Source organism: Deinococcus marmoris, assembly GCF_001949125.1.
Classification (GTDB): domain Bacteria; phylum Deinococcota; class Deinococci; order Deinococcales; family Deinococcaceae; genus Deinococcus; species Deinococcus marmoris_A.
On sequence record NZ_MSTI01000091.1, the window covers coordinates 21,791 to 44,261 of the forward strand.

At 64.5% G+C, this 22,471-nt stretch carries 19 protein-coding genes; 3 read left to right on the plus strand and 16 right to left on the minus strand.

Going from position 1 to position 22,471, the window contains the following annotated elements; genetic code table 11:
- Positions 1-33 precede the first annotated feature (33 nt).
- The 16 genes from BOO71_RS13425 to BOO71_RS13500 form a co-directional block, all read right to left on the minus strand.
- A complete protein-coding gene (locus tag BOO71_RS13425) occupies positions 34-789 on the minus strand; it encodes an SDR family NAD(P)-dependent oxidoreductase (RefSeq protein ID WP_075833187.1) in 756 nt (251 codons plus the stop codon).
- The gene (locus BOO71_RS13430) at positions 786-2,321 is read right to left on the minus strand and encodes a carboxypeptidase M32 (protein ID WP_075833189.1); all 1,536 of its coding nucleotides are present in this window, start codon (positions 2,319-2,321) and stop codon (positions 786-788) included. The genes BOO71_RS13425 and BOO71_RS13430 overlap by 4 nt, the downstream gene beginning before the upstream one ends.
- The gene (locus tag BOO71_RS13435) at positions 2,318-3,739 is read right to left on the minus strand and encodes a dipeptidase (RefSeq protein ID WP_075833191.1); all 1,422 of its coding nucleotides are present in this window, start codon (positions 3,737-3,739) and stop codon (positions 2,318-2,320) included. Before BOO71_RS13435 ends, BOO71_RS13430 begins: the two co-directional genes overlap by 4 nt.
- A complete protein-coding gene (locus BOO71_RS13440) occupies positions 3,736-4,506 on the minus strand; it encodes an SDR family NAD(P)-dependent oxidoreductase (protein WP_075833193.1) in 771 nt (256 codons plus the stop codon). Before BOO71_RS13440 ends, BOO71_RS13435 begins: the two co-directional genes overlap by 4 nt.
- Positions 4,503-5,546, minus strand: a complete 1,044-nt coding sequence (locus BOO71_RS13445) for a ketopantoate reductase family protein (protein ID WP_075833370.1) — start codon at positions 5,544-5,546, stop codon at positions 4,503-4,505. Before BOO71_RS13445 ends, BOO71_RS13440 begins: the two co-directional genes overlap by 4 nt.
- Complete coding sequence (locus BOO71_RS13450; protein WP_254843153.1) at positions 5,543-6,250, minus strand: creatininase family protein; 708 nt, start codon at positions 6,248-6,250, stop codon at positions 5,543-5,545. The genes BOO71_RS13445 and BOO71_RS13450 overlap by 4 nt, the downstream gene beginning before the upstream one ends.
- Positions 6,247-7,314, minus strand: a complete 1,068-nt coding sequence (locus tag BOO71_RS13455; protein WP_254843154.1) for a GntR family transcriptional regulator — start codon at positions 7,312-7,314, stop codon at positions 6,247-6,249. Before BOO71_RS13455 ends, BOO71_RS13450 begins: the two co-directional genes overlap by 4 nt.
- Positions 7,311-8,345: an ABC transporter ATP-binding protein gene (locus tag BOO71_RS13460; protein WP_075833197.1), complete on the minus strand. Its 1,035-nt coding sequence runs from the start codon at positions 8,343-8,345 to the stop codon at positions 7,311-7,313. The genes BOO71_RS13455 and BOO71_RS13460 overlap by 4 nt, the downstream gene beginning before the upstream one ends.
- Complete coding sequence (locus BOO71_RS13465; protein ID WP_075833199.1) at positions 8,342-9,346, minus strand: ABC transporter ATP-binding protein; 1,005 nt, start codon at positions 9,344-9,346, stop codon at positions 8,342-8,344. The genes BOO71_RS13460 and BOO71_RS13465 overlap by 4 nt, the downstream gene beginning before the upstream one ends.
- Positions 9,343-10,194, minus strand: coding sequence for an ABC transporter permease (locus tag BOO71_RS13470; protein ID WP_075833201.1), 852 nt, complete (start codon positions 10,192-10,194; stop codon positions 9,343-9,345). The genes BOO71_RS13465 and BOO71_RS13470 overlap by 4 nt, the downstream gene beginning before the upstream one ends.
- A 91-nt stretch (positions 10,195-10,285) precedes the next feature.
- On the minus strand, positions 10,286-11,224 hold the full coding sequence (locus BOO71_RS13475) for an ABC transporter permease (RefSeq protein WP_075833203.1): 939 nt from the start codon (positions 11,222-11,224) through the stop codon (positions 10,286-10,288).
- An 81-nt stretch (positions 11,225-11,305) separates the two neighbouring features.
- On the minus strand, positions 11,306-12,886 hold the full coding sequence (locus BOO71_RS13480; protein ID WP_075833205.1) for an ABC transporter substrate-binding protein: 1,581 nt from the start codon (positions 12,884-12,886) through the stop codon (positions 11,306-11,308).
- 243 nt (positions 12,887-13,129) lie between these two features.
- Complete coding sequence (locus BOO71_RS13485) at positions 13,130-14,716, minus strand: dihydrolipoyl dehydrogenase family protein (protein ID WP_083653414.1); 1,587 nt, start codon at positions 14,714-14,716, stop codon at positions 13,130-13,132.
- 84 nt (positions 14,717-14,800) lie between these two features.
- Positions 14,801-15,586, minus strand: coding sequence for a nitroreductase family protein (locus BOO71_RS13490; protein ID WP_083653430.1), 786 nt, complete (start codon positions 15,584-15,586; stop codon positions 14,801-14,803).
- A 212-nt stretch (positions 15,587-15,798) separates the two neighbouring features.
- Positions 15,799-17,313: a glycerol kinase GlpK gene (glpK, locus tag BOO71_RS13495; protein WP_075833207.1), complete on the minus strand. Its 1,515-nt coding sequence runs from the start codon at positions 17,311-17,313 to the stop codon at positions 15,799-15,801.
- Between the two features lie 317 nt (positions 17,314-17,630).
- Positions 17,631-18,125, minus strand: a complete 495-nt coding sequence (locus BOO71_RS13500) for a hypothetical protein (protein WP_075833209.1) — start codon at positions 18,123-18,125, stop codon at positions 17,631-17,633.
- Between the two features lie 336 nt (positions 18,126-18,461).
- On the opposite strand from BOO71_RS13500, the gene BOO71_RS13505 reads away from it, so the two are divergent.
- The 3 genes from BOO71_RS13505 to BOO71_RS13515 all read left to right on the plus strand — a co-directional run bounded on the left by BOO71_RS13505 (position 18,462) and on the right by BOO71_RS13515 (position 22,449).
- Entirely contained in the window at positions 18,462-19,265 is an 804-nt protein-coding gene (locus BOO71_RS13505) for an alpha/beta hydrolase (protein ID WP_075833211.1), read from the plus strand.
- Between the two features lie 632 nt (positions 19,266-19,897).
- The gene (locus tag BOO71_RS13510; RefSeq protein WP_217694895.1) at positions 19,898-21,130 is read left to right on the plus strand and encodes an MFS transporter; all 1,233 of its coding nucleotides are present in this window, start codon (positions 19,898-19,900) and stop codon (positions 21,128-21,130) included.
- Positions 21,131-21,387: 257 nt separating this feature from the next.
- Positions 21,388-22,449 carry an NAD(P)-dependent alcohol dehydrogenase gene (locus BOO71_RS13515; RefSeq protein ID WP_075833215.1) on the plus strand — a complete coding sequence of 354 codons (1,062 nt, stop codon included), beginning with the start codon at positions 21,388-21,390 and terminating at the stop codon, positions 22,447-22,449.
- The last annotated feature ends 22 nt before the right edge of the window (positions 22,450-22,471 follow it).

The window sequence follows — 22,471 nt, forward strand, 5'->3', positions numbered from 1 at the left end:
GATGCGGTCTGGCGGGGAGAACCCCCAACTTTCTCAGCCCTGATCGAGCGGACGGATCAGCAACTCGTTGACGTTCACGCGCTCCGGCTGGGTCACGGCGTAAAGGACGGCGGCGGCGATGTCCTCCGATTGCAGCATCTCCATGTCCTTGATCCGGCCCTCGTACATGTCCTTGGTCTGGGTGTGGGTGATGTGATCGGTCAGCTCGGTGGCGACGACGCCGGGTTCGATGACGGTCACGCGAATGCGGTCCTGTTTGGCTTCCTGCCGCAGCCCCTCGCTGAAGCCCCCCACCGCCCATTTGCTGGCGCTGTACCCGGCGCTCAGCGGACTGGCTCCGCGCCCCGACACCGAGGAGATGTTGACGATATGACCGCTCTTCTGCGGCTTCATCGTTTCCAGCGCGGCTTGCGAGAGGTGCATCAGCGCGGTGACGTTCAGGTCCATCATGCGCGTGAGGTCGCTGGGATCGCCGCCTGCCAGCGGGCCGAGCAGCATCACGCCCGCGTTGTTGACGACGATGTCCAGACGGCCCAGGGCCTCTACCGCCTGCCCCACCACCTCTGCCCCCTGCCCGGCCTGCGCCAGATCGGAGACGATCACGGCCACCTTGCCGCCCATGCCTTCAATCCTGCCCGCCAGCTCGTCCAGACGGTCCCTGCGCCGCGCCACCAATGCTACTGCCGCGCCGTGTTCGGCCAGTGCCAGCGCCGTCGCCTCACCAATGCCGCTGCTTGCGCCGGTCACGAGGGCCACTTTTCCTGCGAGTTTTCCGTTTTGCTGGGTCATAGTATCTGCTCCTTTTGCGCCGTTTCATTTGTCTCGGCCAAGCCGTAGAGTTCGCCGTATTTGCCGCTGAGGTAATCCAGATACGGTTGCGGGTCAAGACCACGCCCGGTCACGCGTTCCAGCAACTCGTGGGGCGTGTAGATGCGCCCATGCTGGTAGATGTTGTCGGTCAGCCAGCCAAGAAGAGTGGCGTATTCGCCGCGCAGCAGCGTGTCTTCCAGTTCCGGCATCTGCTCTGTGGCCGCCGCATAGAACTGCGAGGCCATCACATTGCCGATGGTGTAGGTGGGAAACGAGCCGAACATGCCTGCTGACCAGTGGATGTCCTGCAACACGCCCCTGGTGTCGTCCGGCACGTCCAATCCCAGATCAGCCTTGATGCGGGCGTTCCAGGCTTCGGGCAGGTCTTTGACCGCCAGTTCACCGCCGATCAGGGCGCGTTCCAGCTCTACCCGCAGCATGATGTGCAGGTCATAGGTCAGTTCGTCGGCCTCCACCCGGATCAGACTGGGACGCACGGTGTTGACGGCGCGGTGAAAGGCGGCGGTGTCCACGTCTGCGAGTGCTTCAGGAAACGCGGCCTGAAGCTGCGGGAAGTGCAGATCCCAGTAGGCCTTTGATCGCCCGATGCGGTTTTCCCACAGCCGCGACTGGCTCTCGTGCGTGCCGTAGCTGGCCCCGCCCACCGCGTACAGGCCCAGCAGATCGCTGGCCAGCACCGTGCGGCTCAGCTCCGGGCGGACGCCCTGCTCGTACATGGCGTGTCCAGTCTCGTGCAGCGTGCCGAACAGTGCGCCCGACAGGAAGTTCTCCTGGATGCGGGTGGTGATCCGCACGTCCTGACGGGTAAAACTGATCTCAAAGGGGTGCGCCGATTCGTCCAGTCGCCCGCGCTCCGTGTCGTAGCCGAACTTCTGGGCCAGTGCCAGCGAGATGCTCTTTTGCGCTGCTGCCGGATACGAGCGGTTCAGGAATTCGCTGCGGGGTTGGGGCCGCTCCTGAATGGCCCGCAACAGCGGCACATGATGGGCACGCAGTTGCTCAAACAGCGGCATGAGCGTCTCTACCGTCAGGCCTGGCTCGTACATGTTGAGCAGCGCGTCGTAGGGGTGGCCCTCGTACCCCAGCGCCTCGGCCAATTGCTGGTTCAGTTCCACCATGCGCGTCAGGCCTGGAGCGAACAGGCCGAAGTCGTTGGCCGCTTTGGCGCGTGCCCACACGTCTTGTGCCTCAGATTTCAGCAGGGCCAGTTCGCGGGTCAGCTCGGCGGGAATACGCTTCAGCGCCGAGATGGCGTCCAGCGCCTGCTGAGCGGCGCGGTTCTCCACGTCATCACCGCTGACTGCCTGGGCCGCCGCCGCGTAGGCCGGATCAAGCAACTTTTCCTGTGCCAGCGCACTGACGGTGGCGAGTTGCTGGGCGCGGGGCGAACTGCCGCCTGCGGGCATCTGCGTGCGGGCGTCCCAGTTCAGGACGTTCAGGACGCACAACAGGTCATTGATTTCCGCCGAGCGGCGCTTGAATTCATTCATGGCTTGCTCTCCTGTTCCAGTTTCTTCTGTTCCAATTTCTTCTGGGCCAGTGTCCACCAGAACTGCGCCCAGGCTTGCTGGCCCTCGTACAGCCTCGGCACACGGAAGAATTCGTTGGGGGCGTGGATGTCCTCGTCGCCTACCGCGAAGCTGAAGAACACGGTGTCCAGGCCGAGGGCGCTCTGGAAGGTTTCCAGCACGGGAATGCTGCCGCCCATGCCCACGTCCAGCGGGGGTTTGCCGTAGAGCCTGGCCAGCACTTCCCGCGCCACCACCGCGCCAGGGTGATCGTCGGGCAGGCGGTACGCGCGTGCGCCGTGGTCACTGCCGTGAATCTCCAGGGTAACGCCGGGCGGCAGCCTGTCCTCCAGATGCTGCTGGAGCAGCGCGGCGATGCGCTCCGGCTCCTGCCCCGGCACCAGTCGGCAGGTGATCTTGGCGTGCGCCTCGCTGGGCAGCACCGTTTTCGTTCCCTCGCCCGTGTAACCGCCCCACATCCCGTTCACTTCCAGCGTGGGCCGGTGCCACTGGCGTTCCAGCGTGGAATACCCGGATTCGCCGTAGACGGCGGGCGCTCCAGTCTGGGTCAGGTACGCTTCGTCGGTGAACGGCAGTTGCTGGATGTCCCCGCGTTGCTGCGGCGTCAGCTCGGAAATACCGTCGTAAAAGCCCCGCACGGTCACGCGGCCCGATTCGTCATGCAGTCCGGCGATCAATGTCGCCAGCGCGTGCAGAGGATTGTGGACGCTGCCGCCGTGCCGCCCGGAGTGTAAATCCTTGGCGGGGCCGCGAACGGTGAGTTCCAGCGCCGCCAGCCCACGCGCACTCACCGTCAGCGAGGGGATATCCGCGCTCCACATGCCGCCATCGGCACTCAGGACGAAATCTGATTTCAACCGCAGTGCGTTCTGCGCAACCAGCTCGTTCAGATGGGCGCTGCCGACTTCTTCCTCGCCTTCAAACAGAAATTTGAGGTTGAGGGGCAAGCTGCCCAGCGTGGACAGGTAGGCATCCACCACCTGGACGGTCAGCAGCAGCGGCCCCTTGTCGTCGCTGACGCCGCGCCCATAGATGCGCTCGCCCCTGACCGTGGGTGTGAACGGCGGCGTGTGCCACTTCTCCAGCGGATCGGGGGGCTGAACGTCGTAGTGGCCGTAGACGAGCAGCGTGGGGGCGTCCTCGCCCGCGTCCAGATATTCGGCGTAGACGGCGGTGTGCCCAGCCGTGGGCCACCGTTCTACAGTCTTGAGTCCGGCACGTTTCAGGCGCTCCGAGAGCCACAGTGCCGCCCGATCCATGTCGGATTTGTGGGCGGGCTGCGCGCTGACACTGGGAATACTGGCGAACTCAATCAACTCAGAAAGCGAATCTTTGGCGCGTTCGTTCAGCCGCACCAGCACATCATTCAGGCCGCTCATTTGCCACCGTCCACGCTTAGGACTTGCCCGGTAATCCAGCCCGCCTGCTCTGAAGCGAAGAACAGCACGGCGTTGGCGATGTCTTCCGGCGTTCCCAGGCGCTTCAGGGCGATGCCGTCCAGCAGTTTGCGCTGCCCTTCCTCGCCGTAGCTGTCCCACTGGCGCTCGGTGGTGGGATTGCTGCGGACAAAGCCGGGAGCGACGTTGTTCACCGTGATGCCCCACGCGCCCAACTCGTGCGCCAGTTGCCGGGTCAGACCGATCTGGGCGGCCTTGGCACTGGCATACGCCTGAATCCCGGTCAGGCTGATGCCCAGGCCCGCGCCGCTGGAGATGTTGACGATCCGGCCCGATTTGTGGGCTTTCATGTGCGGGGCCACCGCCTGCGCGAAGAAAAATGCCCCGTCCACGTTGACGGCGAAGATGGCCTGCCAGTCGGCAGGACTGATGTCCTCAATGGGGCGGCCCACCTGTCCGCGCACGCCGCCCGCGTTGTTGACCAGCACATCCACGCGGCCCGTTTCCGCCACGGCTTCAGCCACGAACGCGCCCACAGCAGCGGCGTCGCCCACATCCACTGCTCTGGTCTGGATGGTCAGACCGTCGTGGTGGGCCAGCCTTGCTGTCTCCCCCAGACCCTCGGTGTTCACGTCACAGGCCCAGACTGCTGCCCCTTCCCAGGCGAAGGCGTGGGCAATCGCGCGCCCGAAGCCGTGCGCCGCCCCGGTGACGATCACCGTCTGGCCTGCGAAGCGTTCGGCGCTCACGCCTGCTCCTGAAGCAGAAGCCCACGCAGGTCAGCCAGATTGCCCTGGCTCAGCTCGCGGGTTCCAGCTTCTATCTCGTGAATCAGCGCGATCAGGCGGGCGTTGAGCGGGGTGGGAACGCCGTGCTGGCCTCCAAAATGCACCACCCAGCCCAGTTGTGCGTCCACCTCCGTGGTGCGTTTGCGAACGGCCAGATCACGCCAGATGCCGCTGTGGGTCTTGGCGCTGCGGCGGTTGAAGGCCACCATCTCGTCCAGACTCTGTGCGGCTGCCGCGTCGCCTGCGTCTGGCAGGAAGGCCGCCGGGTCAAAGCCGTTGAAAGCTTCGGGGGTGACGCCGTGTGCCAGGGCCACCCGCATGACCTCGCGGCCCAGTTCGGTGTACAGGGCGCGGTCTTCGGGCTGCTCAAGTGCGTCGGCGATGCTGTCGTTGGTAATGGCGGTGGCAAACAGCAGCGCCCCGTAAGCCAGCTTGCTCCACAGGTAGCCGAAGACATTCGGACTGAGAATGGCGTCCGGTTCAAAGTGCGTCAGCATCTGGTGGAGCTGCCGCGCCCGCCCGGTCAACTCTCCGTCCTGCTCGCCGATGACCACCACGCCGCGCCCGCCGTAATGCACCACGCCGGGTTCCAGATAATCCGCACCGAAGTTGACGAAGCTGCCCAGCACGCGCTGGGGCGGGATGTGATCGTTGATGATCAGCGGGTTGAGGCCGTTCTGGATGGACAGCACCACGCCCTCCGGGCTGAGATGCGGCGCAAGGGCTTTGGCCGCCGCCGCCGTGTGTTGCGCCTTGGTACACAGCAAAATGGTGTCCCACTGGCCCTGCAAGGCGTCCGGGGTGAAAGCGGACGCTGTCACCCTGAAATCCCCAAACGGCCCGTTGATGCTCAGTCCATGCCTGTTAATGGCCTGGACATGATCGGCGTCCACATCCACGAAGGTCACGTCATAGCCATCCCGAACCAGATACGCGCCAATCGTGCCGCCGATGGCTCCGGCTCCCCAGACCAGCAGGCGTTGCGGGCCTTGCTCGTTCACCCGGCCCACCCGCCTTCCAGCAGGGCGCGGGTTTCCGCCACGGCCACATCCCAGATGGCGTGCATATCGGCGTCGGGGCGCTGAAATTTGCCGCCGAAATTGCCCTCGCCCAGATACTCGCGCAGGGCCTTGGGGCCAAGCAACCGCATGTGGTCAAAGTCAATCCCGGTTTTCTCGGTGTCCGGCATCTCCACGCCGTCCAGCCGCGTCCAGGGAAAATTTTCCATCCAGGAGGCGTGGCTGGCGTTGCTGTCGGTGGCCTGCACCTTGGCCCAGACCCCCGGCGCGTTCCACCAGTTGTGAAACTTGACCTGCGTGCCGGGGTGATCGGCCATCCACTCGGCGGCAAAACCCTGCGCCGGGGTATTGCCGCCGTGCCCGTTGACGATCAGGATTCGCCGGAAGCCCTGTTCGTGCAGGTCGTCCAGAATGTCGCGCACGATGGCCAGATATGTCTGTACCCGGATATTGATGCTGCCCGGATAGGCCCGGAAGTACGGCGTGATGCCGTAGGGCAGGACGGGAAATACGGGCACGCCAGAGTCGCCCACCGCGTCCTGTGCCAGCTTGAAGGGCAGGATGTTGTCCACGCACAGGCTCAGGTGCGCGTGCTGCTCGGTGCTGCCCAGCGGGAGGATGCAGCGGTCGTCGGTCTTGAGGTATTCCTCCACCTGCATCCAGTTCATCTGTTCAATCGCGGTCATGACAACTCCTTTTTGGGCATGGGTTGAGGCGGTGGCCGTGTGGATCTCTGCGTGGTTCGCTGTGTCGTTCTCTGGGCGGCCACGGCGGGCAGCACCAGCCCCTCCACGTCGCGCGGATCGACGATGTGGCGGTATTCCAGAGAAGGTTTGTTGGGCATCAGCGCCCTCACGGTTTCGGAGCCGGTGGCGTAGATGGCCACGTCACACGAATCCAGCACGCCCTGCAAATCGGTGGCGTGCAGGTGGGTGGCCTGAATGGCGGAAATATGCGGCGCAAAGCGTTTGACACCGCCCAGAAAGGTGGGCAGAAATTCCTCGAAGGTCGCCACAATCGCCAGACGGATCATGGGATTGAGGGCGGCCAGCGCCGCGCGGGTGCGCTGCGAGGGGATGAAGCCCACTGGAATGACCTCCCAGCCGGGCAAGAGTGCGTGGGTTTCGGATAAACGGTGGGCCAGCGCCAGCACCACGTCGGCGTTCTGCGCGTCGGCGTGTGAGCGCCCGGAGCGCAGGTCGTCCAGCGTGACCGCCAGCACCCGGTCCCCGGCGGGCAGCGCCGCCTGCACATCCGCCGCGTAACTGCGGGTGGCGTCTGCAAACAGGCCCACCAGCAGCACGCTGACACCGATCTGGGGCGGACGTGCGCCGCGCGCGATCAGGGCGTTCATGGCTTCCCCGATCTGGCGCAGGCTGTAGCCCTCGCCCTCGGCCTGTGCCAGCGTGTCTGACAGCAGGCGGGTCAGCCGCGCCGGATCGGGGCCGGGCGGAGGCTGCGGCGCGTCGGCCACGAACGTTCCGCGCCCGCGTGCAGTTACGATCAGGCCCAGCCCCAGCAGCTCCTTGTACACGCCGGCCACGGTCATGTGCGCCACGCCCAGTTCCTGCGATAGCTCGCGCACACTGGGCAGCCGCGCGCCGCGTGGAATATCCCCGCAGGCGATGCCGTATTCCAGTTGCCCGCGCAGTTGCGCCCCCACCGGAACGGCCAGCGTGCGGTCTATGCCCAGCGGCCACGTAAAAGTCTCGGAGGCTCCGAGCGACGCGTCCATCACTGAAGATTTCACGTTGTCACTTTAGCGAGGCCAGCATGGGCTGGATCGTACAGATGGCAGGCCACCTCTGGGCCATCCTCCAGTTTCAGGAGCGCGGGCCGCTCGGTGGCGCAGCGGTCAAAGGCGTGCGGACAGCGCGTGCGGAAAGCGCAGCCACTCGGCACGTTCAGCGGACTGGGCAACTCGCCCGTGATGGCCGGGGCCGCCGTGCGCCTGCTGGGATCGAGGGTGGGCGCGGCGGCCAGCAGGGCCTGCGTGTAGGGATGGCGCGGCGTGGTGAAGATCGTTTGCGTGTCCGAGATCTCCACCACCCGGCCCAGGTACATCACCGCCACCCGGTGCGAGATGTGGCGCACCAGCCGCAAGTCATGGGCCACGAACAGCACGGTGAGGTCCAGGCGTTCCTGAAGCTCCAGCAGCAGATTGACCACCTGTGCCTGCACCGACACATCCAGCGCAGACACCAGCTCATCGGCGATCAGACATTCCGGCTCCAGCGCCAGCGCCCGCGCGATGCCGATGCGCTGGCGCTGGCCGCCAGAGAACTCGTGCGGCAGGCGTCCGGCGGCTTCGGGCGGCAGGCCCACCAGCTTCAGCAATTCGCGCACGCGGGCGGGTTGATCGGCAGGTGGGCGCATCTTGTGGACGCTCAACGCCTCGCGCAGCACGGCTTCCACGGTCATGCGCGGGTTGAGACTGGAATACGGGTCCTGAAAGATCATCTGCACCCGGCGGTTGTACTGCCGCAGGTCCGCGCCGCGCAGCGCCAGCACGTCTGAATCGCCGTAACGGACGCTGCCCCGGTCTGCGTCGTATAGCCGCACCAGCGTGCGCGCCAGCGTGGATTTGCCGCAGCCGCTCTCGCCCACGATGCCCAGCGTCTCGCCGCGCCGCACCGTGAGTTCCACGTCAGTCAGGGCCGCCACCGCGCGTTGTGGCTGTCCGCGCCAGCGTGAGAGCAGGCTTTGAGCCACCGGAAAGGTCTTGGTCAGGCCGTGAATTTCCATCAGCGGAGGGGTGGTAGGGGAGAGAGGAGCAGTCATACGCCCACCTCCTCAGGTGTGGATTTAAGGGCGGGTAGCTCGCTGTAATGAACGCAAGCGCTGAAGCGTCCCGGCGCGACCTCAAGAAGTGGCGGTTCGCCCACCCGGCAGTCGTCGGTCACGTACTCGCAACGCGGCGCGAAGGGGCAACCGGGCGGCAGAGAACGCAAATCGGGTGGCCCGCCAGGAATCGGCTGCAAGGGGCGGCGATGTTCCCCGGCCCCCGGCAGGCTCCGCATCAGGCCCAGCGTGTAGGCGTGTTTGGGCGCGTGGAATAGATCGTTGACTCCTGCCGTCTCCACCAGTCGTCCGCCGTACATCACGGCCACCCGGTCACACGTTTGCGCCACCACGCCCAGATCGTGCGTGACCAGAATGACGCTCATGTGCATCTCCTCGCGCAGCCGCAGCAGCAGCCTGAGAATCTGATCCTGAATGGTCACGTCCAGCGCTGTCGTCGGCTCATCCGCCAGTAGCAACTGCGGCTCGGAGGCCAGCGCGATGGCGATCATGGCCCGCTGGCGCATCCCGCCGGAGAACTGATGGGGGTAGTCTGCGAGACGGGCGCGGGGGCTGGGAATGCCTGTCAAATCCAGCAACTCGGCAGCTCTGTCCTGTGCCGCCTTACCCCGCAGCCCTTTGTGTTCGCGCAGGTTTTCCCCGATCTGCTCACCCACCGTCAGCACCGGATTCAGCGCTGACATCGGCTCCTGAAAGATCATGCTGATCCGCCCACCGCGCACGTCCCGCAGTTTGGATTCGGAGGAATCCAGCAAATTTTTCCCGCCGTACTCCACTGTTCCCGTCATCTGAATCGGCGGGCGGTGAAGGCGGATCAACGAGCGCAGGGTGACACTTTTCCCGCTGCCCGATTCGCCCACCAGGCCCAGCATCTCGCCGGGCATCAGGTCAAAGTTGACGCCGCGCACGGCATGCAGGACACCGCCCGGTGTGGGAATGCGGACATTCAGATCACGCACTTTGAGAAGCGGCGCGGTCATGCGCGGGGCCTCAGGGCGTCGGCCAGTCCATCCCCGATCAGGCTGAAGGTCACGCCCGCCAGCGTCAGGGCCAGCCCGGGAAAGGTGCTGATCCACCACGCGGTGGCCATGAAGTTCTTGCCGTCGGCCACCATCACGCCCCATTCCGGCGTCGGCGGTTGCGCGCCCAGGCCCAGATAGCCCAGCGACGCACCCAGCAGAATGCCCAGGCTCATGTCGGTCATCAGGTACACGATGGCGGGCGTGACGGCGTTGGGCAGCAGATGCCGCAGCAGAATGCGGCTGGGACTGTAGCCCAGCACCCGCCCGGCCTGCGCGTACTCGGCCTTTTTCTGATTCATAACCTCTGCGCGCGTCAGCCGCCAGTAGCTGACCCAGCCCACGGCGCTGACTGCGATGTACATGTTCATCAGCCCTGGCCCCAGAACCGCCACGATGGCGATGACCAGCACCAGGAAGGGAAAGACCACCACCAGATCGGCAATGCGGCCCACCACGGCGTCGCTCCAGCGGCCCAGATAACCGGTCAATGCGCCCAGCAGCGTGCCGAAGATAAAGGGGAACAGGGTGGTAAAAATGGCGATCTGCATGTCGATGCGCGTGCCGTGGATCACCCGGCTCAGAATGTCGCGCCCGAAGTTGTCGGTGCCGAAGGGATGCGCGGCGCTCGGCCCCTTGAGGATGGCCTGATAGTCGAAATCGGTGGGGCTGTAGCGGGCCAGCGCCTGCGGAAACAGGGCCGCGAAGATCAGCACCAGCAGCAGCACCAGCCCGATCAGCAGTGTGGGCTTGGGCCAGCGGCGCGGGCGGGGGGCCACTTCCAGCGCGGGGGAATGCATGGTGGTCATGTGGCTCCTTCGGAGGGGTACGGGTTGTGGGGTGTGGGTTGTAGGCTTGATCTTTTCCTACAACCCATAGCCCACCTCCTACAACCCAACTTCACGACAGCTCCGCACGGGGGTCAAGTCGGGCATGGATCAGATCGGTTGCCAGAAAAACCAGCGACACGATCAGGGCGAACATCAGCGTCAGGCCCTGGATCACCGGGTAGTCGCGCCCGAAGATGGCGTCCACCATCAAACGTCCGACGCCGGGAATGGCGAAGACGGTTTCAGTAATCACGGCACCACCGATCAGCGCGCCAATGTTCAGGCCCAGCAGCGTGACGGTGGCGATCAGGGCGTTTCGCAGCACATGACGGGTCATGATTACGCTTCCCCTCAATCCCTTGGCCCGCGCAAAGTCCACGTATTCGGCGGTCAGCACTTCGATGATGCTGTTTCGCAGGGTTCGTACCAGAATCGCCGCCAGATTCAGCCCCAGCGTCAGCGCGGGCAGGAACAGGTGAAACAGGTGTTCACCGAAATTCTCGCCGTAGCCGCCGATGGGAAACCAGCCCAGCCGCGCGCCCAGCAGGGTCAGCAGTTGCAGGGCCACATAAAACACTGGCAATGACAGACCCACCTGAAACACTGCCCGGATCACGGCATCCACCCAGGTATTGCGGCGCACGGCGGCCAGCATGGCCAGCGGCACCGCCATTGCCACACCCAGCACGGCGGCATAAACAGTCAGGAAAAGGGTCACGGGCAGCCGCTCCCCGATCAGGCGCAGCACCGGAATCTTCAGGTTGATACTCTCGCCCAGATTGCCGTGCAGCAGTTGATTGACGAACAGGCCAAACTGCACCAGCAGGGGCTTGTCCAGGCCCAGTTCCTTATTGGCCCGCGCCACGATGTCCGGCGTGGCCCGGTCTCCCAGCAGCGTGCTGACCGGATCGCCGGGAATCAGGTGAACGAGTGTAAAGACCAGCACCATCACCGCCAGAAACAGCGGAATGATCTGGAGGAGCCGCCTCAGAACGTAACTGGTGTGCATTGCACCTCCTCAAAGCACCAAAGAGCGCGCCACGCCCTGACGAGAACAGCGTGGCGCGCACCCGAATTCAGCTTTCGCCGCCTACTTCGCCAGCCAGGTGGCCTCGAAGATGTTGTTGCCCAGCGGAATCTGGTTGAAGCCCTTGACGTTGTTCAGCAGCGCCACCGCGTAAGGCGTCTCGAACAGGAAGATGGTGGGCGAAGCCGCCGCGTACAGGGTCTGAATCTGCCTGTACTGTGCGGCACGCTTGGTCTTGTCGGTTTCCTGCTGGCTCTGGATGAACAGCTTCTCGATGGCCGGATCGGTGAAGCCGGTGTGCGCGGCCTCGGTGTCGCCGTTGACCGCGTAGTAGCCGGTGATCTCGCTGGGATCGGCGATGTCGTCGGTCCACGCGCCCGTCCGCATCTGGAAGTCGTTGGCGCGGTAGCGGGCGGTCTTGGTGGCGGCGTCGAGCTGCTCGATCTTGAGCTTGATGCCCACCGCACCCCACATCTGCTGCAAAGCGGTCAGGAGCGCCTGATCGTCTGCGCTGCCCGAAGTCGCCATGCTGGTCACTTCCAGACCTTTCTCGAAGCCCGCCGCCTTCAGCAGAGCCTTGGCCTTGTCGGGGTCATAGTTGAAGCCCTTCTGCGCCGGATCGAACAGCGGCGTGCCCGAAGACATGAACGACTTCATCGGCTTGCCCGTTCCGAAGGTTACGAGCTGGATCAGCGCGTCGCGGTTCACCGCGTAATTCAGTGCTTGGCGCACCCGCACGTCGCTCAGGGGATTGGCGCTGCCGTCCTTGAGCTTGGGGCGGTTGTTCATGATGATGTCATTGACCTTGGTGGATGGGAACAGCACCATGTTGATCTTGGGGTCTTTCTTGAGTTCGGCCACCCGGCTCAGCGGAATGAACTCTGCGCCCTGCAACTCCCCGGCCTGCAATTTCAGGATGCGGGTGTTGTCGTCGGGGATGATCTCGAAGCGCAGGGTGTCCAGGTACGGCAGGGCCTTCTTGTCCTCGCCCATCTTCCAGTAGTAGGGGTTGCGCTTGAGAACCATGTACGAGCCGCGTTTCCACTCGCTCAGCACAAAGGGGCCGGAGCCGATGGGCTTCTCGGCAAAGGCCTTGGCCTTCTCGGCGTCGTTCTTGCCGGGTGCAGCGTTGAACAGCTTCTGCGGCATGATGCCGGTGTTGAAGGTCGCCAGCGCCGGAATGATCGAGGGATCAGGCTTCTTGAGGGTCACGGTGACCTTGTTGCCGCTGGCTGCCACACTGGCAATCGAGCCGACCAGACCCACCCACGCGCCGTTGTCGGGGTTGCGGGCGCGGTCCAGACTCCATTTCACGTCGGCGGCGGTGATCGGGCTGCCGTCTGCGAACTTGATGCCGGAGCGCAGCGTCAGCGAGACGGTCTTGCCGTCCTTGGAAAGGCTGTAGGCGCTGGCCAGCCCTGGCTGCACGCCCTTGCCGTCGGCAGTGGGCTGGAGCAACGTGTCGTACAGGTTGGTCAGAATCCAGATGTCCAGGTTGGCGTCGTTCAGCACCGGGTCCAGAAACAGCGAGTCGGCGTAACGCCCGAAGGTCATCTGGCCTCCACGGGTGGCGGCGAACGCCTGACCCACGGTGAGTGCGGCGGCAAGCGATAAAGCAATACGAGACATTCTCTTCACGTTCATAGGGAAGACCTCCGGTACTGGGCAAGAACACCCGTTGATGTGTTCTAGGAGGCTATAACACCTGGGGGCAGAATGGAAGAGGTGGAACAGTGTGGTCCGGGTGGGGGAGAAGACATCGCAACTGATACCGGCTGCGGTTGGAAGGTCCTCGTATGCCTGGGAATCCAAATTGGACGCTCAGACCTGTGTCGCAGAGAAGCGGCCTTCTGTCCCAATTTGAGGGCGTGACAGATGATGTCCGTCTCAGCCGGGCGCGGTCTGCCCCTGGTCCGGCGCTTCCGGTTGCGTCTGCTGGCCCTCTATTCGCCCAGGACGGCGTTTGCCGAAGGCCGGATTGTCCGCCAGCAGGCCCAGGTAGACGTGCCGTACCGCCTCGCCGTAGGTGGGATACGGCACCGGCAGCAGCGCCAGTCTGGCCGGGTGAACGTGCAGGCGGGAGGGCAGGCTGAGGGTCTGGATCAGCTCTCCCGCGCGGCTGCCCACCACCTGCGCGCCCACCACCCGCAGGCCCACGGGCGAGCCGAACACGCCCTTCAGGGCGACGAGCTTGACGAATCCCGCTTCGCGTTCCGTTCGGGCGCGGTCCAGATGCGAGAAATCGTAGTCCACCACCACCACTCGCCCGCCGTATCGCTTCACCGCCTGCGCCTCGGTCAGGCCCCAGTGGGCGATCTCAGGTTCGGTGTAGGTCACCCAGGGAATGTCCTCCACGCGGGCGGCGGGGGCGCGCAGGGCGGCCACGCCCCTGCCCCACCATGCCAGCGCACCCAGCCCGGCCAGCGTGCCGCGCTCGGTTGCGCCGTGCGTGAACATGGGTCCGCCCACCACGTCGCCCGCGCCCCACAGGTACGGGCAGGAGGTGGACTGCATGTCGGATCTGACTTTCAGCCCCCTATCGTCGAAGTCGGCCCCGATGATCTCCAGACCCAGCCCCTGCACGCGTGGCGTCTTGCCCACGGCCACCAGCAGATGCGTGCCCTCCACCGTCTGACCGTCCCGCAGGTGCAGCCGCACGCCCTGCCCGGTCCGCTCCGCCCGCACCGTTTCAGTGTTTAGGTGGACGGTCACGCCGTCACTTCGCAAGACCTGGAGGAGTGCCGCCGAGGCTTCCGGTTCGTCCCTGTCGATCAGGCGCTCGCCGCGTTGCAGGGTGGTGACCCGGCTGCCCAGCCGCACGAACGCCTGGGACAGCTCGCAGCCGATGGGGCCGCCGCCCAGCACCAGCAGATGCGCGGGCCGCTCCGGCACATCGAAAATGGTTTCGTGGGTCAGGTACGGAATCTCGCCCAAGCCGTCGATGTCCGGCACCGCCGCTTCTGAACCCGTCGCCAGCACGAATTTTCCGGCCATCACCGTGCGGGTCTGGCCGTCACGGGTGACCTCCAGCACATGCGGAGAGACGAAAACGGCCTGACCCCCGATGACCTGTACGCCGCGCCGCTCGATAGATTCGGGGGAATCCACATCCTCGAACGAGTCGATCACCCCATGCAGTCTGGCCCGGATGGTGGTCCAGTCCGGCTCGCCACTGACCTGCATTCCCAGCTCCGTACTCTGGCGTGCAGCGTGGACCTTTTTTGACATCGCCAGCAGCGCCTTGGATGGAATACAGCCGGTAAAGGCGCATTCGCCGCCCGTCCGCTCGCGCTCAATCAGGATGACGCGCTGCCCGTTCTGGGCCGCCAGGAGCGCAGCGGTCAGACCAGCCGCTCCCGCACCGATCACGGCCACGTCCGCCTTCAGGGGCGTGGTGCCCGTTTCGGGCGGAATGGCCCAGCCGTAGCGCTGGGGGTCCGGCGCGGGAAAGGATGGTTCGGGTTGAACGGTCATGCGGCCTCCTGCCCCCGGTCTGCCCGCCGCGTCAGTGGGCGAAGGTCAAAAGAGGTGCTATCAGCGGGTACGCGGCTGGGACGCTCAGGGTTCAATCTGCTGGTCCCCAGTACTGCCCAGACCAGTGTCGTCCAGATCAGTACCGCCTACACCAGTGCCGCCCAGGTCCACCTGAAAAATCTGTTCCAGCGGCTTGCGCGTCAGCTCCGGCACAGTTGCGTCCGGGGCCGGGTAGCCCACGGGCAACACCATCAGCGCCTCCTCGTTGCGGGGACGGCACAGCAGTTCAGCCAGGAAACCCATCGGATTGGGCGTGTGGGTCAACGTGACCAGCCCGGCATGGTGGAGCGCGGCGATCAGCAGGCCCACGGCAATCGAGGCGCTTTCCACCGTGTAGTAATTCTTGGTGCGCGTGCCGTCCGTGTTCAGGCCGTATTTCTCGCGAAACACCACGATCACCCACGGTGCGTCGGTCAGGTGTGCCTTGACGTAATCGGTCCCCAGCGGGGCCAGCGCCGCGCGCCATTCCTCGGGCATGCGCCCGGTATAGGTCTTATATTCCTCGGCCTCCACCGCCTCTCGCAGCCGCGCTTTCAGGGCTGGGTCCTGAACGGCCACGAAGCGCCAGGGCTGACGGTGTGCGCCGCTGGGAGCCGTGCCCGCTGTCCGCACGGCCCACTCGATCACGGCCTGCGGAACGGCGTCGCGGCTGAAATGGCGCGTGGTGCGCCTCTGCTGCATCTCGTGATAGAAGGCTTCGGCGCGGGCCAGCGTCTCCTGCGGCGGCAGGCGGCTGAATTCAAGCGGCCTGAACTGTGGCTCGGGGTGGCCGGGGTAAACCTCGGCAAAAGTGGGGGCGTCAGCGGACATGATCATGATACGGATTCCGTCTGTTTCGCGGCAGAAATCGGGACAGCGCCGATTCCTGCACTCCACGCCCGGAACCCGTTTTTCTCCTTCTCGCTCCGCTCGGATTTCCAGGTGTTTTCAACACCTTTCAATCGGAGTCCGTATGACGAACGGTCTGGACCGTTTTGATCAAAAGTATGGGGGTTCAGCAGGACGACATCACCTGACCTTCCTCAGCCCTCCGCATCCTCCCAGTCGCGGGAACGCTCCACAGCCTTTTTCCAGCGGCGCATCCTGGCCGCCCGCTCATCTGCCTGCATCTGCGGCTCGAAGCGGCGGTCTTCCTGCCACATCGCCCTGAGTTCAGCCTGATCCTGCCAGAATCCCACCGCCAGCCCGGCCAGATACGCTGCGCCCAGCGCCGTGGTCTCCGTAATGCGCGGGCGCACCACTGGGACGCCCAGCAGGTCGGCCTGAAACTGCATCATCAGATCGTTGGTGCTGGCCCCGCCGTCCACCCGCAGTTCCTTTAAAGTCACGCCGCTGTCTTTCTGCATGGCTTCCAGCAGTTCGGCGCTCTGAAAGGCCACCGCCTCCAGCGCGGCGCGGGCGATGTGGGCGGCGGTGGTGCCGCGCGTCATGCCCACGATGGTGCCGCGCGCATAGGGGTCCCAGTACGGTGCGCCCAGTCCCACGAAGGCCGGGACCAGATACACGCCGCCGCTGTCGGGCACCCCCGTTGCCAGCGTCTCTACCTCCTCGCTGCTGCGGATGATGCCGAGGCCGTCGCGCAGCCACTGCACCACTGCGCCCGCCACGAACACCGAGCCTTCCAGCGCGTAGGTGCGCTTTCCGTCCAGTTGCCACGCCACCGTGGTCAGGAGGCGGTTCCGGCTGGGCACCGCCTCCTGTTCGGTGTTCATCAGCATGAAGCAGCCGGTGCCGTAGGTGTTCTTGGCCATGCCCCGCTCCAGGCAGACCTGCCCGAAGGTGGCCGCCATCTGGTCACCCGCGATGCCCGCAATCGGGATCTGCGCGCCCAGCAGCCCCGGCGCAGTCTCGCCGTAGACCTCGCTGGAGGAGCGCACTTCGGGCAGCACGGCGCGCGGCACGTTCAGAATCCCGAGCAGTTCGTCGTCCCATTCACCCGTGTGGATGTTGTAGAGCAGCGTGCGGCTGGCGTTGCTGGCATCGGTGATGTGCAGCTCGCCCCCAGTCAGGTTGTAGACCAGCCAGGAGTCCACCGTGCCAAAGGCCAGTTCGCCGCGCTCGGCCCGCCCGCGTGCGCCCTCCACATGGTCCAGAATCCAGGCCACCTTGGTGCCCGAGAAATAGGCGTCCAGAATCAGCCCGGTCTTCTGCTGAAACAGAGCTTCCTTACCCTCGGCCCTTAGCGTGTCGCACAGGCCAGCGGTGCGGCGGTCCTGCCAGACAACCGCGTTGTGAATGGGCTGCCCCGTCGCGCGGTCCCAGACCACCACAGTTTCGCGCTGGTTGGTGATGCCGATGGCGGCGATGTCGCTGGCCCGCAGCCGCGCTGACGCAATGGCCTCCTGCGCCACGCCCAGTTGTGTACTCCAGATGTCCTGCGCGTCATGTTCCACCAATCCCGGACGCGGGAAAATCTGGGGAAATTCCTTCTGCGCCCGCGCCACCACGTTGCCCCCGTGATCGAAAACGATGGCGCGGCTGGACGTGGTGCCGCCGTCGAGGGCCAGAATGTACTGCGGGCGCTGGGAACTGGTCATGGGAACTCCTTGGGAGGGGCAGCGTGGGAACCTGGAGCTGGCTCGGAAAGTTTAGGGCATGGGTTTGGAACCAGACTAAGAAACCACTGTGACGTCTGTTTTCGGGGTGGCTGCCACGGTTTAACCCCTCCCCCCCTTCGGGGGACCTTCCCTTAAAGGGAGGCGAGAGGTGCGGAATTGCCGTGTCGGCAGCGCTTTCCTGGCTCCCCTTGAGGGGAGCTGGCAGCGAAGCTGACTGAGGGGTTCGCCTTCCATCTCAGCCTGACAAAAGGATAGCGGGGCGGAATTGTCTGCCCCGCCGCCCTCCAACCTCTGCCCTACTTGATCGGGTCGATTTCCGACAGCGAGGTGGATGCCGATTCGATGCGCTGGGTGCGCGCCTGACCCACCACCTTGCCGTCCAGAGAATGCTGGGCCATCACGATGGTCTGGCACAGCAGCAGCAGCGACGCGCTGACGCTGGAGGTCAGCACCCGCAGGCGGCCCGCGCGGAGCAGCACACCCTGTTCACCGTCTGTGAGGATCAGGACGTGTGGCCCCACCAGCAGCCCAGCGCCGTGTGGGTAAGGCCATGAGCGGGCGCGGCAGGCCATCAGCTCCTGCCGCCACGCGTCGGTGTTCTCGGTGTGTTCTGAGGTCTGGCCCGCCTGCACGGCCCCCTGAGAAAGCTGCGTGATCAGCGTGCGGATCAGCTCGCCGGAATCGTCACTGACCCGGCGCAGGGCCGAAACCAGTTCGGTGCGGCCCACGTCGCCGCCCTGCCAGTTGTCCGTCAGCTCCAAGAGCGTTTGCATGTCCTGTGATTCGTCCATAAGCTGACCTCCAGCGCGCCGCACCCTTCTCCGGCCTGTCCTTGCGACTCTAGAGTATCCGGGCTGAGACTTTCCAAGTTTCCGTTGTCCATTCCCGAATCTGTCCATTCCCGAATCCAGCCCGCTTTGCGCCCAGAGCATTTGTCCGAATTACAGCATCAGGAAAAGAGACTCCTGACGTTTCCATTCTCTCCTTCGGAGCTGTACCAGTCTCAAATGCTCAGCGGAATTCACTCACTGTCTTGGGCAGAACAGACGCCCTTGAGGACGCTTGCCCGCTCCGTTCGGTCAAAAGTGAACAACTCTTTTGACAAATGCTCCAGGAGACCCCACCGCATGACGCAGCCTCAGAACTTGTTCGACACGGCCACCAATGACGAGTACATGCCCAGCCGCCGGGTGCCGGATGCCGACGCCATCGTCGCGGCCTGGGTGCGGAAGAGCGCCGCCGTGCGGGAAACGTTTCCGCCCGTGCAACTGGCTTACGGCACGGGCGAACACGAGCGGCTGGATGTCTTTGAACCTGAAGGTGAGGCGCGGGCCACCCTGATGTTCATCCACGGTGGGTACTGGCAGGCGTTTTACAAGGAGACCTTTTCGTATCTGGCCCCGCCGCTGCTGGAGGCTGGAATTCGCGTGGCTGTCATGAGTTATGACCTGACGCCCGCCGTGACGCTGGCGCAGATCACAGCTCAGGCACGGCAGGCCACGGCCTTTCTCGCCACCCAGTTTCCGGGACCGCTGATCGTGGCCGGGCACTCCGCCGGGGGGCATCTGGCCGCCATGATCCACTCCACCGACTGGGCCGCAGAAGGCTTCCCGGACGTGAAATTGACCGGCGGCATCGGCATCAGCGGCCTGTACGATCTGGGGCCGCTGCGCCGCACCGAGTTACAGCCTGTCTTACAACTCTCGGAGATTGAGGCGCGTGCGCTCAGCCCTGCTTTTCTCCATCCGACGAGTGCCAGCCCCTTTCTGGTTGCGGTGGGTGCGGACGAATCGGATTCGTTCGTGTGGCAATCCCGGCAACTCGCTGATGCCTGGCCGGGTGTGGCCAGTGGGGTGCGATTGTTACTGGGCCGCCACCACTTCGACGCGCCGGAAGATTTGCTGGCGCTGGCGCTGGAACTTCTGAAATAGAAACCCCTCATCAATGGTTCTGGTTGAACGGTGATGAAAATACCAGGAAACCCGACTGGAACAATGGTTCGGACAGTTTTCAGCAGGTACGCTGCTAGCAGAACGGTGTTCTTCAACCGTTGCCCGAATTAAACTCAATCCGACACCGACACCAATGGTTCGGACAGTTTTTGACGAAGATTTTTGCCTATCGGGCGAAAAGTGGCACTGGGACGGCGTTTCATCTCACCCCCTCCCAGCCTCCCCCATCAAAGGGGAGGAGCTAAAAACGCTGTGTTCATCGCATTTGAATCTCCGAATTTGAAAACTGTCCGAACCATTACACCGACACCTGGATTGATATTATTTATTTGCCCTGCCAGACAGCCCTGTTGATCAATCGGAGACACATCACCTGAATACAGAGCATTCTGTGTCCAGCAGAGCCTTGGACGTCTCGCGACACCCCACTTTTTCTCCTCTCCATCCAGCACGCGACGCCACCCAAAACTGTCCGAACCATTGCTGGAAGGCGAAGGGAAAACGGTGACGGAGAGGAGACGACGTAACGGATAAGCCGGAATCCGTGCGAAGGAACGACGGGCCTGCGTGCCTGACCTCTCCAGCACGGCGGGTTGTCTATGATGCGCGGCATGCCAGATGCCGCCGCCCCAAACGCCTCACCTCGCCCCTGGACAGCCCTTACGTGGCTGGCAGGCGCGGTGGTGTTCGCCATGGCACCGTGGTTTTCGGCCGCCGCCGTGCTTCCTCAACTGCGCGTCGTCTGGACGCTCAGCGAGACCGACGCCGCGTGGCTGACGCTGGCCGTCCAGTTGGGTTTCGTTCTGGGTGCGGTCCTCAGCGCGGTTCTCAACCTCCCTGACCGGGTCTCGCCCCGGCATCTGATTCTGATCGGGGCACTTCTGGCGGCAGGGGCCAATCTGGGCATGCTGCTGGCGCACGGCCCAGCCCAGGCCATTTTCCTGCGCGCCCTGACGGGAGCGGCCCTGGCACTGGTGTACCCCCCGGCGCTCAAGGCCATGGCCACCTGGTTCCGCACAGGGCGCGGTGTGGCGCTGGGCATCATGGTTGGTGCCCTGACTCTCGCTGCTGCACTGCCGCATCTGGTCAACGGCCTGGGTGGAGCCAACTGGCAGGCGGTGATTGCCGTCACCAGTCTGCTGGCTGCGCTGGGCGGTCTGATGGCCATGCAGGTCAGGAACGGTCCTCATCAGTATCCGCCTGCCGTTTTACGTCCCGCTCAGGCCTGGCGCATCCTGACCGGGCGTGCCATGGGCCTCACCACCCTGGGATATCTGGGACATATGTGGGAGCTGTACGCCATGTGGGCCTGGTTCGCCGTGTTCTTTACCCGGCTGCTCTCGGAGCGCAACCTGCCTGATCCGGGTCAGGGAGCAGCCTATGCCACCTTTGCAGTGGTTGGTGTGGGGGCAATCGGCTGTTATGTCGGTGGGGTGCTGGGAGACCGCTGGGGCCGGACACGCCTCACGGCGCTGGCCATGTTCCTGTCTGGCGGCTGTGCCCTGACGCTGGCCCTCGCCGTGCTGATGAACGGATCTCCGGCTGTGGTGCTGGTTCTGAGTCTGCTGTGGGGGTTCTGGATCATTGCCGACTCCGCCCAGTTTTCAACCATCGTGAGCGAAATCGCCGACCCTGCTTACGTGGGCACGGCGTTGACTATGCAACTGGCACTGGGCTTTACCCTGACAGCCGGAAGCATTGCGCTGGTTCCGCTCCTGGTCCGCAGCAGCGGCTGGGCACTCGCCTTCATGGTGCTTGCGGTAGGGCCGCTCCTTGGGGCTGTGGCCATGCGCCGACTTGCGCGTCTGCCCGAGGCTGCCCAGATCGCTGGGGGCCGTGGCTGACCCGGACAGAGGGGTTTTGACACCGTCGTACTGATCTGTCCGGCACTGTTCATTGTGGACACGCACTTCCGGGTGTCAAAGCGCTCAATGAATGAACCTAGAGACTGAAGTACGCGCGCAGCTCGCCTCGCCATTCGCCTCAGAACGGCGGTGCAAACCCACAGTATGGTGTGTGCCTGGTCTTTCCGTCCGCCCTGTACCCTTACCGTCTGCACCCACACCGCCTGCGCCCATCCGTTTTACCAGGAGTTCTCCCCATGCCCACTGTCAATGCTTACGCCGCCCAGAACGCCACCACCCCCCTCGCCCCCTTTCAGATTGAGCGGCGTGACCTGCGCCCAGACGACGTTCAAATCGAGATCCTGTTCAGTGGAGTCTGTCACTCGGACATTCATCAGGCCCGTAGCGAGTGGGGGCCGGGCCTGTACCCGATGGTGCCCGGCCATGAGATCGTGGGCCGCGTCACGGCGGTGGGCGGGCAGGTCCAGGGCTTCAAGCCGGGCGACCTGGCCGGGGTGGGGGTGCTGATCGACAGTTGCCAGGACTGTCCGAGCTGCGCCGAGGGCCTGGAGCAGTACTGCGAGAACGGGCACACCACCACCTACAACTCCCGTGAGCGGGACAGCGGCAATCTGACCTTCGGCGGATATTCGAGTTCTATCGTGGTGCGCGAGGAATTCGTCCTCCGTGTCCCGGAGTCGCTGGACCTCAAGGCGGTAGCCCCGCTGCTGTGCGCGGGCATCACCATGTATTCGCCGCTCAGGCACTGGAAGATCGGTCCGGGCCACCGCGTCGCCATCGTGGGGTTGGGCGGCCTGGGACACATGGGCATCAAACTGGCCGCCGCGCTGGGGGCCGAGGTCACACTCTTCACGACTTCCCAGAGCAAGGCCGACGACGCCGTGCGGCTGGGTGCCCACCACGTGATCATCAGCAGCGACCCTGAAGCCATGAAGGCGGCGCGTGCCAGCTTCGACTTCATCCTGAGTACGGTGCCGACCAGCCACGATCTCGCGCCGTATCTCAAGACCCTCAAGCTCGGCGGGCAACTGGTCATCGTCGGAGCTATCGATCCGGTAGGCGTCCACGGCGGCCTGCTGATCTCGCACCGCCGCAGCGTCTCAGGCAGCAACATCGGCGGACTCGCCGAGACCCAGGAGATGCTCGACTTCTGCGCCGAACACGGCATCGTGGCCGATATCGAGCTGATCGACATGCAGGATATCAACGCCGCCTATGACCGGATGGTCCGCAACGACGTGAAATACCGCTTCGTGATCGACATGGCTTCGCTGGGGCGTGAGGCTGCGGCGGACTGAAACAAACATCGCTTGAGAGGTG